Annotated in this window: 14 protein-coding genes; 4 read left to right on the top strand and 10 right to left on the bottom strand. The window is 57.5% G+C overall.

What is annotated here, in order from left to right; translation table 11 throughout:
- Window positions 1–59: 59 nt before the first annotated feature.
- The 3 genes from ACR0M9_RS18180 to ACR0M9_RS18170 are packed head-to-tail and all read left to right on the top strand — an operon-like array spanning window position 60 to window position 3,438.
- Window positions 60–1,328: an amino acid ABC transporter permease gene (locus ACR0M9_RS18180; RefSeq protein WP_480474035.1), complete on the top strand. Its 1,269-nt coding sequence runs from the start codon at window positions 60–62 to the stop codon at window positions 1,326–1,328.
- A 1-nt stretch (window position 1,329) separates the two neighbouring features.
- Window positions 1,330–2,634 carry an amino acid ABC transporter permease gene (locus tag ACR0M9_RS18175; protein WP_480484763.1) on the top strand — a complete coding sequence of 435 codons (1,305 nt, stop codon included), beginning with the start codon at window positions 1,330–1,332 and terminating at the stop codon, window positions 2,632–2,634.
- Window positions 2,635–2,646: 12 nt separating this feature from the next.
- A complete protein-coding gene (locus ACR0M9_RS18170) occupies window positions 2,647–3,438 on the top strand; it encodes an amino acid ABC transporter ATP-binding protein (protein ID WP_480484762.1) in 792 nt (263 codons plus the stop codon).
- 44 nt (window positions 3,439–3,482) lie between these two features.
- Here ACR0M9_RS18170 and ACR0M9_RS18165 read toward each other — a convergent pair whose 3' ends face one another.
- The 8 genes from ACR0M9_RS18165 to ttcA form a co-directional block, all read right to left on the bottom strand.
- Window positions 3,483–3,980: a SixA phosphatase family protein gene (locus ACR0M9_RS18165; RefSeq protein ID WP_480774297.1), complete on the bottom strand. Its 498-nt coding sequence runs from the start codon at window positions 3,978–3,980 to the stop codon at window positions 3,483–3,485.
- Window positions 3,977–4,663: a ferredoxin gene (locus tag ACR0M9_RS18160; RefSeq protein WP_480774296.1), complete on the bottom strand. Its 687-nt coding sequence runs from the start codon at window positions 4,661–4,663 to the stop codon at window positions 3,977–3,979. Before ACR0M9_RS18160 ends, ACR0M9_RS18165 begins: the two co-directional genes overlap by 4 nt.
- Window positions 4,664–4,685: 22 nt before the next feature.
- Complete coding sequence (gene argB / locus ACR0M9_RS18155; RefSeq protein WP_480774295.1) at window positions 4,686–5,549, bottom strand: acetylglutamate kinase; 864 nt, start codon at window positions 5,547–5,549, stop codon at window positions 4,686–4,688.
- Window positions 5,550–5,609: 60 nt separating this feature from the next.
- Window positions 5,610–6,263, bottom strand: a complete 654-nt coding sequence (yihA, locus tag ACR0M9_RS18150; protein WP_480559544.1) for a ribosome biogenesis GTP-binding protein YihA/YsxC — start codon at window positions 6,261–6,263, stop codon at window positions 5,610–5,612.
- Window positions 6,260–6,997, bottom strand: a complete 738-nt coding sequence (locus ACR0M9_RS18145; RefSeq protein ID WP_480484758.1) for an MOSC domain-containing protein — start codon at window positions 6,995–6,997, stop codon at window positions 6,260–6,262. The genes yihA and ACR0M9_RS18145 overlap by 4 nt, the downstream gene beginning before the upstream one ends.
- Complete coding sequence (gene yidC / locus ACR0M9_RS18140; RefSeq protein WP_480484757.1) at window positions 6,994–8,823, bottom strand: membrane protein insertase YidC; 1,830 nt, start codon at window positions 8,821–8,823, stop codon at window positions 6,994–6,996. The genes ACR0M9_RS18145 and yidC overlap by 4 nt, the downstream gene beginning before the upstream one ends.
- 126 nt (window positions 8,824–8,949) lie before the next feature.
- A complete protein-coding gene (locus tag ACR0M9_RS18135) occupies window positions 8,950–10,506 on the bottom strand; it encodes a putative bifunctional diguanylate cyclase/phosphodiesterase (RefSeq protein ID WP_480774294.1) in 1,557 nt (518 codons plus the stop codon).
- A gap of 44 nt (window positions 10,507–10,550) precedes the next feature.
- Window positions 10,551–11,444 carry a tRNA 2-thiocytidine(32) synthetase TtcA gene (gene ttcA / locus ACR0M9_RS18130; protein WP_480774293.1) on the bottom strand — a complete coding sequence of 298 codons (894 nt, stop codon included), beginning with the start codon at window positions 11,442–11,444 and terminating at the stop codon, window positions 10,551–10,553.
- A gap of 114 nt (window positions 11,445–11,558) precedes the next feature.
- Here ttcA and ACR0M9_RS18125 point away from each other — a divergent pair, with 114 nt between their 5' ends.
- On the top strand, window positions 11,559–12,494 hold the full coding sequence (locus ACR0M9_RS18125; RefSeq protein ID WP_480774292.1) for an alpha/beta fold hydrolase: 936 nt from the start codon (window positions 11,559–11,561) through the stop codon (window positions 12,492–12,494).
- Here the strand turns inward: ACR0M9_RS18125 and yidD are convergent.
- Together yidD and rnpA are read right to left on the bottom strand one after the other, a co-directional pair.
- Window positions 12,491–12,724: a membrane protein insertion efficiency factor YidD gene (gene yidD, locus ACR0M9_RS18120; protein WP_209505895.1), complete on the bottom strand. Its 234-nt coding sequence runs from the start codon at window positions 12,722–12,724 to the stop codon at window positions 12,491–12,493. The two genes, ACR0M9_RS18125 and yidD, sit on opposite strands and share 4 nt — an antisense overlap.
- Entirely contained in the window at window positions 12,721–13,146 is a 426-nt protein-coding gene (gene rnpA / locus ACR0M9_RS18115) for a ribonuclease P protein component (protein WP_480538810.1), read from the bottom strand. The genes yidD and rnpA overlap by 4 nt, the downstream gene beginning before the upstream one ends.
- Window positions 13,147–13,156 lie beyond the last annotated feature (10 nt).

Below are 13,156 nucleotides of genomic sequence, written 5' to 3'. Positions count from 1 at the left end.
TTGAGCAGGGATCAACTCTGCCGACATATTTACGGGATGCACGGGGATATACATAGGTCATGACGACTCTCACTGACCCGCCGAAGGAGCAGTTCCGGCTGTCCATGCTCCTTTATGATACGCGGTACCGATCTGCGACCATTCAGGTCATTGCAATGATTGGTTTTATGCTTCTGGCAGCCTGGATCATTTCCAATACCATCCAAAACCTCGAAGCGCTTGGAAAACCGGTTGAGTTCGGCTTTTTTGCAGAACCGGCCAGTTACGATATCAACCAACGCTTGCTTGAATACGATTCGCGCGACAGTCACTTGCGCGCGGCCTTTATCGGCTTGCTGAACACGCTGGTTGTGGCGGTTCTTGGTTGTATCACAGCAACGATAGTCGGTGTTTTGGTTGGTGTTCTGCGCCTGTCCAACAACTGGCTGGTTGCGCGGATCATGACCGTCTATGTCGAGATGTTCCGCAACGTACCTGTGCTGCTGTGGATCGTTCTGGCCATGGCCATTCTGATCGAAAGCCTGCCAGCACCAAGGGCGTTCCGTGGAGAAAACCCAGAAGCCACGATGAATCTGTTCGATTCTGTCGCAGTGACCAATCGCGGGGTCTATATCCCGGAGTTCCTGTTCTCGCGCAGCCTGGGTGATATACACATCTTCGGTGCGTCGAGCCTGCGGTTCGATATCTCGCTGGACCTGATCGCCATTCTGATCGTGCTTGGTGGCAGCATCTTTGCGATGCGCAAGGTGTCCGCCTGGGCACAAGCCAAGCAAGAGGCATCCGGTGATCGTCCGACTATCTGGCACATCCAGCTGGGTATTCTGTTTGTGCCGATGATTGTCCTTCTCACCATCCTGGGGTTTCACCTTGGTTTCCCTGAGCTGAAAGGCTTCAACTTTACCGGCGGCACACATTTGCGTAACTCGTTGATCGCGCTGTGGCTGGCCTTGTCGCTTTACACGGCGGCCTTCATCGCCGAGATCGTTCGTGCGGGTATCCTGGCCATCTCAAAAGGCCAAACCGAAGCCGCATCGGCGCTGGGTCTGCGCCCGGGCCGGACCATGCGCCTTGTGATCCTGCCGCAGGCATTGCGGGTGATCATTCCGCCCATGATCTCGAACTATCTGAACCTGACCAAGAACTCGTCACTGGCGATCGCGGTCGGGTATATGGACATCACGGGGACCCTTGGCGGCATCACCATGAACCAGACCGGTCGCGAGCTGGAATGTGTTCTGCTGTTGATGCTGGTCTATCTGTCCATCTCGCTGAGCATCTCAGGGGTGATGAACTGGTACAACAACCGTGTAAAACTGGTGGAGCGGTAATATGAGTGATGTTTCATTTGTCCGCACGGAAATGCTGCCCGAGCAGGCACCGCCTGCTTCCGAGGTCGGTGCGCTGGGATGGGTCAAGCACAACCTGTTCTCAAGTTGGTTTAACACGATCCTGACGGTGGTTTCGCTTTATGCGATCTACTACGTGCTGTCAGGTGTTCTGCCATGGATTTTCCAGTCCGTGTGGAATGCCGACTCTCTCAACGAGTGCCGCGAGATCATGATGGCCACCTGGGGGTCGACCCATGGGCACGCCTGCTGGGCGGTTATCAATGACCGATGGTTACAGTTGCTGTTCGGCTTCTATCCAAGCCATCTGTACTGGAGACCGATCCTTGCGCTGGTTCTGTTGCTGGTCGCATTGGCGCCGGTTCTGTATTCGGATCGCGTCCCAACCAAGATGCTGATCTTCACGGCAATCTACCCGTTCCTGATGCCGTTCCTGATGTGGGGCGGAACCATCTGGGGGCCAATCTCGGCCGCGCTTGGGTTTGTCGTCGGTTGGTTCGTGTATTCGGTCCTCAGCAAGCAGGTGAGTGAACTGGTGGGTATGATCGGTGCGGTCGTTGCCGCAGTGATCTGGTGGCTGGTGCTGTCCAGCTATTTCACGGGCGCGTTGGACTCGGTTCTGCCGATTGGCATCGAAGCTGTTGAAAGCCGTCAGTTCGGTGGTTTCATGCTGGCGATCCTGCTGGGCGTTGTGGCCATTGGTGTCTCACTTCCGATCGGCATCGTTCTGGCGCTGGGGCGTCAGTCGGACCTGCTGATCGTCAAATACCTGTGCGTGGGCTTTATCGAGTTCATTCGCGGTGTGCCGCTGATCACCTTGTTGTTCGTGGCGTCGCTGCTTCTGAACCTGTTCCTGCCGCCAGGCACCAACTTTGACATCATCTTGCGGGTGATGATCATGATGACCCTGTTCTCGGCGGCCTACATGGCCGAGGTGATCCGGGGTGGTCTGGCTGCCCTGCCACGAGGACAGTACGAAGGCGCCGACAGTCTGGGCCTGAACTACTGGCAGGCGCAGAGGCTGATCATCATGCCGCAAGCCCTGAAAATCTCAATTCCGGGCATCGTGAGCACATTCATCGGGATCTTCAAGGATACGACGCTGGTGTCGATTATCGGGTTGTTCGACGTGATCGGATTGGCATCTGCTATCCGCGCCGACACAGCCTGGAACGGCATCTATTGGGAACTGTTCGCGTTCATCGCGTTCCTGTTCTTCATCGTCTGCTTCTCTATGTCCCGTTATTCCATGTATCTGGAGCGCAAGCTTCAGACTGGCCACCGTTAAGGAGTTCAACACATGTCTGAACTTGCAATTGACCGCGAAATCGACCGTTCCAAAATGCAGGTGAGCGACGAGGTCGCCATCGAAATCACCAACATGAACAAGTGGTACGGTTCCTTTCACGTGCTGCGCGACATCAATCTGACCGTCAATCAGGGCGAGCGGATTGTTATTGCGGGTCCGTCCGGGTCAGGGAAATCTACCCTGATCCGCTGCCTGAACGCGTTGGAGGAACACCAGCAGGGCACGATCATCGTGGATGGGACCGAGCTGTCGAATGACCTCAAGAACATCGACAAGATCCGGTCCGAGGTTGGCATGGTGTTCCAGCACTTCAACCTGTTCCCGCACCTGACCATTCTGGAGAACTGCACGCTGGCCCCGATCTGGGTGCGCAAGACGCCCAAGAAAGAGGCCGAAGAGCGCGCGATGCATTTCCTTGAAAAGGTGAAAATCCCCGAGCAGGCCGACAAGTATCCTGGTCAGCTTTCGGGTGGTCAGCAGCAGCGTGTGGCAATTGCCCGCTCGCTGTGCATGATGCCGCGGATCATGTTGTTCGATGAACCGACATCGGCGTTGGACCCCGAGATGATCAAAGAGGTGCTCGACACCATGATCGAGCTGGCCGAAGAAGGCATGACGATGCTGTGCGTGACGCACGAGATGGGCTTTGCCCGTCAGGTTGCCAACCGTGTGATCTTTATGGATGCGGGCCAGATCGTGGAACAGAACGAACCGGAAGAGTTCTTCAATAATCCGCAAAGCGAGCGGACCAAACTGTTCCTCAGCCAGATTCTGGGACACTGAACGGCTCAAGATGGTGGAAAGGCGGGGTTTTGCCCCGCCTTTTTCTATTCCAGCAACTCTCGCGCGGTGGTGAAGCCCAGCACGGTGCCCATATGCCATCGCACGTCCGACCAGCTGTCGGCGTTGAATGTCATCACAGTGGTTGCACAAGTCGGATAATCGAAAAAGCGCATGTGATCCGGTGGCCGTTGCACAAGGCGGTTGGCGAATTCGGCGATTCCGGGGTTATGGCCCAGCATCAAAACAGTCGGTTCCGTGGCACCTGCTAACTCGCGCAACATGTCTTCGGCGCCGGCGTGGTAGAGCACATTGTGAAAGCGGACCTTATCGGCCGTTAACCCCATCCGGTCCCATGTCTCGCGAGTGCGGGTTGACGTCGAGCTTAGCACTTCATCCGGCAGCCAGCCGTTATCGCGCAGCCATGCACCAATGGCCGGGGCTGACCTGCGCCCACGCTTGCTCAGGGGGCGTTCATGATCGCCAAGTCCTGGGTTATCCCAGCTGGATTTGGCGTGACGCGTCAGGATCAGAGTGCGGGTCATGACGGGTGAAAAGCCCTCATATGATGGGCTGATTGTTCGGGGTCGCGCCCTGCGCCCGCGCTGAGCGGGCAGGCGAGGCGGGCCAGACAGCCGCCTGTCATGCAGGTTTGACCCTCAGTGGTATCAAGATGGTCGTGGCAGGCTGCAAGGTCATAGAAGTTTTGCGCGTTCAGCGCGCCGACAGGGCAGGCCGTCGTGCACGGAGCGGCGCAGGTGTTACAGGGGGAAACGCCGGGTGTTTCTGGGATGGCAAACTCATGGGCGAAATGCAGTGCGCCGCGATATGAGATCATCATACCGACCGTGTCATGTACCAAAGCCCCCACCGGGCTGCTGAAGGTGCGTCCCGATTTCAGGGCCCAGTCGATGAAAGGCGCATAGGGCGGACCACCAAAGGGGAAATAGGCCTGTGCACCGAACGCATGTGCCATCTGGCCGACGATTCTGGTTGACCAGCGGTCTACTGGATCAGGCCCCCGCCATTCGGGCGAGGCTTTCAGAGCAGACCAGAAATCAGAGCCTGCGCCCAGCAAGATCAACGTGCCAGTGTCAAGTTGCCGGGCCGCCACGCGATGAGGATGCAGCGCACCCATGACAATCAACCCCGCCTGACGCGCCGCGTGTTCTACGCGGCCATAGGTTGCCGCATCCGGAACTGAGGAAGGTTGCGCAAGGTCTGTCATCTTCCCTCGGCTGTTGCTGCGATCAGTCTGGCCGTATCAGCGACCCGGCGCCATGTTCCGTGAACAGTTCAAGCAGAACCGCATTTGGCGCGCGCCCGTCAAGTATCACGACGGCCCGAACGCCGCTGTGCAGGGCATCGAGGGCCGTTTCGGTCTTGGGGATCATACCGCCCGCGATGGTGCCTTCGCGGGTCATCTCGCGGATCTGGCCGGCTTTCAGCTCGGTCACCACATCGCCCGCCGCGTTCTTGACGCCCGAGACATCAGTCAGCAGCAGAAGGCGGTCAGCTTTCAATGCCGAGGCAATCGCCCCGGCAGCCGTATCGCCGTTCACGTTGAACGTTTCACCCTCACGGCCCGCGCCCAGAGGGGCGATGACCGGGATCACATCATGTGAGAACAGATCATGCAGGACTTTCGGGTTCATCTCGGACGGGGTGCCGACATAACCCAGAGACGCATCCGTCTGGTCGCAGATCATCAGGTTTGCATCCTTGCCCGACAGACCCACGGCCGAACCGCCCTGTCCATTGATAGCCTGAACGATGCGCTTGTTCACCAGGCCAGACAGAACCATCTCGACAACTTCGACGGTTGCCGTGTCGGTCACGCGCTTGCCGTTCACAAAGTCGGACTGGATATCAAGTTTGTTCAGCATCGCGTTGATCATCGGACCACCGCCATGCACGACAACCGGGTTCACGCCGACCTGCCGCATCAAGACGACATCGCGGGCAAAGCTCTCCATCGCCTCGTCACTGCCCATGGCATGCCCGCCCAGCTTTATGACGACGATGGCCCCATCATAGCGCTGCAGATAGGGCAATGCGCTGTTCAGAGTTGCTGCGGTGGCGATCCAGTCCCGGTTCATGTCACGTGTCTTCATTGCTAAGGTCCCTCTGACCGTCCGTGTTAGGGCCTTTGCACCGCGCTGCCAAGGGCGAAGCTATTCCAGATGCGCAATGATCGAGCGCAGGGTCGGAATCCCGTCGCCTTTTTCGGACGAGGTCAGGACGATTTCCGGGAATGCTGCGGGATGTTTGGACAAAGCCGCACGGGTTTGTTCCAGAACCTTCTCGCGCTCGTTGGCCTTGACCTTGTCGGCTTTGGTGAGAACGCATTGAAAGGTCACGGCACTGGTATCCAGCAATTTCATGATTTCAGTGTCGACCGGTTTTACCCCGTGGCGCGCATCGATCAGGACAAAGGCACGGCGCAGTGTCTGACGGCCGCTCAGGTATTGCTTGAGAAGCTTCTGCCATTTTTCAACCACGTTAACCGGTGCATTGGCATACCCATAGCCCGGCAGGTCCACCAGATAGAGGTCCGGGCCTTGCGTGAAAAAGTTGATTTCTTGCGTGCGGCCAGGTGTGTTCGAGGCACGCGCCAGACCCTTTGTTCCGGTTAGCGCATTGATCAGGCTGGATTTGCCGACATTCGAGCGACCGGCAAAGCAAACCTCCAGCCGGTCAGGAGCGGGCAGGCCCGTCATGGCGACTACGCCTTTGACAAATTCAGACGGGCCGGCAAACAGTTTGCGACCGCGTTCTTTTGCGAAGTCATCCGGCTCTTCGGCCAGCGGAAACGGAAGCGTGGTCATAACACCTCCAGGGTATCATTCAGGCGGATTTCACCACCCTGAACAACCTCGGCATAGACGCCGAAATCCTGATGATCCCAGCTGTTCAGCGCGCCCAGAGTATCCGCGTCGCGTTCGCCGGTTTCCGGATTTGCGGTGGTGGCCAGACAGCGGACTATACGCTCGCGAACCCGGAGCACGGTTTCGCCAATGCGAAGGTCTCGGCCCAGCCAGTCGAATTCATCCCACTCAGGCAGACCTTCGAACCAGATGTTCCCGCGCCATCGCGCCGCAGACAAAGACTGGCCCAGCTTTTGTTCAACAGCGCGATGAGACGCCATGTTGCACAGGCTGATTGACGGGAAATCGGTATCGGTCATGCCGCGCCCGGGCACCCGGACAATTCGGGCGGACGCAGCGCGATCCGTGGGCATAAGCGGTTTTACCCAGTCCAGGAAAACCGATTCTTCTGTGTCAGGATGAAAGCTCAGATTCGGGCGGTCCGGGTGGTGCAACGTGACCTGCTCGCCGTCCAGTTTCGCCCAAATCGCCATAAGCTTGGGGGCTTTTGAACCGCGACTGAAATTCACACACGGGGCCCATTCCGTTCCGTCGGTCTTGGCCGCTTCATGGGCAACGGCCCAAACGCGATCCCCGGGCATGGTCTGCCCGGGGTTGAGGGTAATCTGGCTCAGGGCTTCACGCCCATGGCTTTTGATCGGGTGACGCCAAAGGCCTGAAACTGTTCCGCTCATTTCTTGTCCGTGTTCGGCAATCGCTTAAATCCGGATTTGATGTTTCCGAACACGTCCGGCGTATAGCCCTGACTGCGCATGATCAGATACTGTTGGGTAAAGGTGATCGTGTTGTTCGCAATCCAGTACACGACCAGACCGCTGGCAAAACCGCCCAGCATGAACATGAAGACCCACGGCATCCACGCGAAGATCATCGCTTGTGTGGCATCGGTTGGTGCCGGGTTCAATTTCTGTTGCAGCCACATCGAGATTCCCAGCAGCAGCGGCAGAATACCGATAAAGATAAGCGCCATCAGGGTGTCCGGCTGCGGGCCGGCCCAGGGTAGCAAGCCAAAGAGGTTCATGATCGAGGTCGGGTCAGGTGCGCTCAGGTCCTGGAAGGGGCCGAACCACGGTGCCTGACGCAGTTCGATCGTGACGAAGATCACCTTGTACAGTGAAAAGAAGATCGGGATCTGTAACAGGATCGGCAAACAACCGGCAGCGGGGTTCACCTTTTCCTTCTTGTACAGCTCCATCATGCCCTGCTGCATCTTCTGACGATCGTCGCCCGCGGCTTCCTTCAGGGCTTCCATCTGCGGCTGCAGTTCCTTCATCTTCGCCATCGAGACGTAGGATTTGAAGGCCAGCGGGAACAGGATTGCCTTGATGATCAGCGTCAGGCCGATAATGGACCAACCCATATTGCCGATCAGTGCATGAATGTTGTGCAGCAGCCAGAAAATCGGCTTGGTCAGGAAGAAGAACCAGCCCCAGTCGATGCTGTCGATGAATTTCTGCACACCGTCAGCCTGGTATTCGCGGATGGTCTCCCACTCTTTTGCACCCGCAAACAGCTGGGTTGTCACCTGCTCGGTCGCACCCGGTGCCACGGTCAGCGTCGGAAGTACCGTTTCTGTCTGGTAAATCTTGCGACGCGAGTCGTATTTGGCAGCCGCCTTGAACGCAGAACCGGGTTCCGGGATCAGCGTGGTCATCCAGAAGTGATCAGTGAACCCGATCCAGCCGTTTTCCTTGACCTGAAACACCTCGGCCTGAGCGCGCTCGTCCGGGTCGATATCGAAATCACGAACGTCGCCATAGTCCACTTCGGTCAGAGTGCCGTCGGCCATACCGATCACACCCTCATGCAGAATGAAGAAGTTCTTCAGGTCCGGCAGGTCCCCGTCTTCGCCAATGCCGTGGCGCGCAAGAATGCCATAAGGTGCCAATCCAATTTCAACCCCGGTGGCGTTTTCGACAGATTGCGTGACCGTGAACATATAGTTCTCGTCGACCGCGATGGTGCGGCGGAACGTCAGTCCATTGCCGTTTTCCCAGGCCAGCGTCACAGGTGTGTCAACACCCAGGGTTTCGCCCTGCTCAAGCGTCCAGATGGTATTTGGTCCGGGAACATCTGCACCGGTCAGGCCCGCGCCAGGAGCCCAGCCATAGAGGGCGTAATAGGCGGATTGCGATCCGACTGGCGACAACAACTCGACAATCGGAGAATCCTCGGCCAGCGAGACCTTGTAGTCTTTCAATGACAGCTCGTCGATCCGACCGCCAGCAAGCGACAGGCTACCGGTCAGGCGGGGCGTGTCGATATTGATGCGGGGCGCTTCGGCCTCGGGTTCAGCTTCGGCAGCTGCCGCAGTTGCCTCTCCGACAGTACTGGTGTCGGCCGCACTGGGCGTCTGAACCTCACTGCCTTCGACGCTGGTTACTTCAGCCTGATCCGGGGTTGTCGTCTGTTCCGGAGGGGGGAACAGCACGAACCAGACCAGGATCACGATAAAGCTGAGCGCGGTTGCGAGGATAAGGTTCTTGTTCTGATCGTCCATCGGGGACAGCCACCTTGAGCAGTGAAAGACACCCGCAGGGTTCAACAGAGTGCAGACCCAAAGGTCAAGCGGAATCGCCCGTCATTTCGTCACGGAGGGGTCTTCTTTACCGCGATTTCCGGTTCCCTACCGCGTTTTCCGCCCGATTTTGGGAACACCGTCGACCTTGTTGCGGTAAGACGTGATCCAATCCTTGGTTTTTTCGAATGGCATGGGCTTGCCGATGCCAAATCCCTGAACATGATCGCAACCCAGTTGGGCCATCAAAGCGTGCTCACCCGGCGTTTCGACACCTTCGGCCAGAGTTTCCAGATGCAAACGTTCTGCCATCATCAGAATGGCGCTGGCAAGCTGTTGCTGGCTTGGGTCCAGATCCGCTTTGGCAACAAAAGACCTGTCGATCTTGATGCGCGATACGTTGAACCGTTTGATAGAACCGATCGAGGCATGTCCTGTCCCGAAATCGTCCAGATCAATACAGCACCCCATTGCGGCAAGCCCGGTGACGTTGCGGGTTATGACATCGTCGGGCCGTCTGGAGAACACGGTCTCCAACACCTCGACCGCCAACCTGTCAGGGGTCAGATCGAATTGATCCAGTTCCCATTTCAGACGGTCGATCAGGCCCGGATTGCGCAGTTCGTCAGATGAAAAGTTGATCCCGATGCGCGGCACCGACAGCATGGACCGATCCCAGTCGCGCATTGCGGAAAAGGAATGATGCCGCATGGCCTGACCCAACCGGTCCATCAGTTCGGCCTGTTCGGCAAAGGGCAGGAACACATTGGGGGCAAGAACCCCTTTTTTCGGATGTTCCCAGCGGGCCAGAGCTTCAAACCCGCTGATACGCCCGGTATCGGTTGAGATCTGGGGTTGAAACCATGGACGGATCTCACCGCTGTCCAGCGCCGCTTCGAATTCTTTGCGCAAGTTGATCCTGACCTGTGCCCGTCTGCGCGTCTGAGAGGAAAAAGCGCGAATCGTGGATGGCCCGTTTTGTTGTGCCTCCAAAAGGGCGTTATTTGCGGCCTCCTGCCAATCGATTGCAGAGCCGTCAGTGATATTGCTGCTCAGGCAAAAGCCGATGGAACAGGACATATACACGCCGGTGCCATTCAGCATGATGGGATCTTCTACGGCGTTTTGCATACGGCCCGACATCTGAATACAAGCTTCCAAATCCAGTTGCCGTGCCGGATGCAGAACAACCATCATCCTGTTTCCACCCATCCGGGTTGCGCAATCATTTGAGCGGATCATGGACAAAACGCGCGAGCAGAATTGCTGTGCAACGTGGTTTGCCGCCGCCTGTCCGTGCAGATCAAGCAATTGCGTAAAGTCATCCAGAACCACCGCGAAACAGGCCGAGTTTTCCCCCTTCAGGCGGGCGTCGGCAAATACCTTCTCCAAAACTGTTTCAAACTGGTCCTTTGACAGCAGACCGCCTGGACGCCAAAGCCCCTTACGCGACGGATTGGCTGCGAACGCATTGATGCCTGCGACGATCAGAGGCAAAACCAGGGCCAGTGCAACCAGGGCCTGTTCTCCCCCAATCCAGAATGCACTCAGACAAAGCGCCGGAACAAAGGCCAGCGCGGCTGGGCCGCTCAGAACGGTTTTCAACGAATGGACAAAACGGTCGGTAAGGGGATGGTTCCGCATCAGCTTTCTGGCCTTGGGCATGATCTGCACAAGGCAAAGCCTATGAAACCAGTCTGAGTCAGTCGTTAACGCAGAAGCGGAATCTCTTCCAAATTCCCGGAATTTTCGTTGGAATTTAGCGAAAGGTTAATGAAATCAAATAGCTTTCCATCCAGAAGGTGCGATGGCCGCGCATTTGTTAACGCTCGGAACATAACCTGTCGCCGACCCGGGCTGTTCTTTTCCCATTGATCCAGAATCTGTTTGACCTGCTGGCGCTGCAACCCATCCTGACTGCCGCACAGGTCACAGGGAATGATCGGGTATTGCATCGCCTTTGCAAATTTCTCGCAATCGGCTTCGGCGACATGGGCGAGCGGGCGGAATACAAAAAGATCGCCTTCTTCATTCACCAGTTTTGGCGGCATCGTGGCCAGGCGGCCGCCGTGGAACAGGTTCATGAAAAATGTCTCAAGGATATCGTCGCGGTGATGCCCCAGGACGACCGCCGAGCATCCCTCCTCGCGCGCGATGCGATAGAGGTTGCCACGGCGCAAACGGGAACACAGGGCGCAATAGGTCCGGCCCTGCGGAACCTTGTCCATCACAACGGAATATGTGTCCTGATATTCGACCCGATGCGGTACGTCCATTCGACCCAGAAACTCGGGCAGGACCGTGGCCGGAAAGCCCGGCTGGCCCTGATCCAGATTGCAGGCCAGCAGATCGACAGGCAACAGGCCCCGCCATTTGAGCTCGTAGAGAACGGCCAGCAATGTATAGCTGTCCTTGCCACCCGAGAGACAGACCAGCCAGCGGGGCGGCTTGCCATCCTTGTCGTGGGCGGACGGATCCACCATCCCGTATTGCTCGATCGCTTCACGGGTCTGGCGCACAATGCGTTTGCGCAGCTTCTTGAACTCGGTTGTCGAGGGCGCGCCGGCAAACAGCGGGTGGATATCGTCTGCATCATCAAACATGCGCCGTGGTTACAGCGGACCGAAGGCCCGGGCAAGGCGTAGAAGCAGGATCAACCGCGTTTGGAGCGTAGTTGCACCCGTGTTACCCTGCGCGTATTTTTCAGGAGGTATATTATGGACTACTTCTTTTCGGTCCGCGCCCGCAGCGGCGATCACTATTCAAACAAGATGGGTGCCGCGCGATATCTGGCTATTCCGGGAAATGTCGGGCAACCGGCACGGCAGCATGAAATACCGCAGTCTCAATGGATAAGCCGGATTCAGGCCGAAGCCGGGGCGACGGCTACCGTGAATGGGCATATTGTCGTCTTCGTGCACGGGTTCAATACCGAGCAATATCAGATGCTGGAACGTCACCGCAAAATACGCACCGGTCTTGAGGCGCATGGCTTTAACGGTGTGGTCATCAGCTATGATTGGCCAAGCGATGGATCGGTTCTGGGCTATAACGTTGACCGGGCTGACGCGCGGCGTGCGGCAGAAAAATTGTTCAGTCACGGGATCACGCGGCTGTCCAGGATGCAGACCGCGGATTGCCGGTATAACGTCCATGTTCTGGCGCATTCCATGGGCACGTTCTTGGTGCGCGAAGCCATGGATTATGCCGATGACGACCATGAAACCGCGCAACACAGCTGGATGACCAGCCAGATCGCGTTTGTTGCGGCGGATGTATCCGCGAAATCGTTCCGTGACGGCAGTTCCAAGACCTCCTCTCTGATGCGACGTTGTACCAGGCTGACATGCTATTACAGCCCCTTTGACGAGGTTTTGTCGATTTCAGAGGTCAAGCGTGTCGGAGTATCGCGCCGACTGGGCCGTGTCGGAATGCCAAACGACCGGCCTGAGAAAGCGGTCAATCTGTATTGCGGGTCCCATTTCAAGAATACCCGCGATGAATACGAGGACGGGCCTTCGGCGACACACAATTGGTATTTTGATTCGTCCCGGTTTTTCGAAGACCTGCACCATACGTTGATGGGAAAACTGGACCGAGAGGTCATTCCGACCCGCAGCTTCACCGACCGCGGCAACCTGGCGTTGACTTAAGGGTCGGTATTGTCGGGCACCGGATCGTAACCGTCACCGCCCCAGGGGTGGCACCGGCAAATCCGGTGCGCAGCCAGCCACGATCCCCGGATCGCGCCATGTTTTTCCAATGCTTCCAGCGCATAGGCCGAGCATGTGGGCTGATAGCGGCAGTTGAAACCAACCCAGGGGCTGAAAATCAGCCGGTACGCGCGAACGGGCAGGGCGACGATATGGGACAGGAAGGTCATTTGCGATCCGCATGCACTTTGCGAAGCGCATACCGCAAGTCGCTCAGCAGGACGTTATAAGGAAGATCGGCGGTTACATCAGCCCGCCCGATCAGCACATAGTCCCAACCTTCAAGACCAGACACAGGCAAGACGGCCCGTGCGACTTCTCTCAGGCGGCGCTTGGCACGATTGCGGGCCACGGCATTGCCGACTTTCTTTGAGCAGGTAAAGCCAACGCGCAGCCCCACCGCTTCATCCGGATCGCGTCTGCGGGCCTGCACCATCATCGAAGACGTTCCCTGCCTGCGCGCGCGGGCGGCTTTCAGGAAATCGGTTCGTTTTTTCAGGATCGTCAGAGATTTGGGCGGACAAACAGAAGCCGCCGGGGGCGTATTCCCGGGGTGGTTCTTACCATCCTCAGGGGCCTCCGGCGGCGTCATGTTCATACCC

Source organism: Ruegeria sp. CH2, from assembly GCF_056537065.1.
The sequence above is the reverse complement of the archived record's forward strand: the minus strand, read 5'-3'. Positions and strand labels throughout refer to the sequence as shown.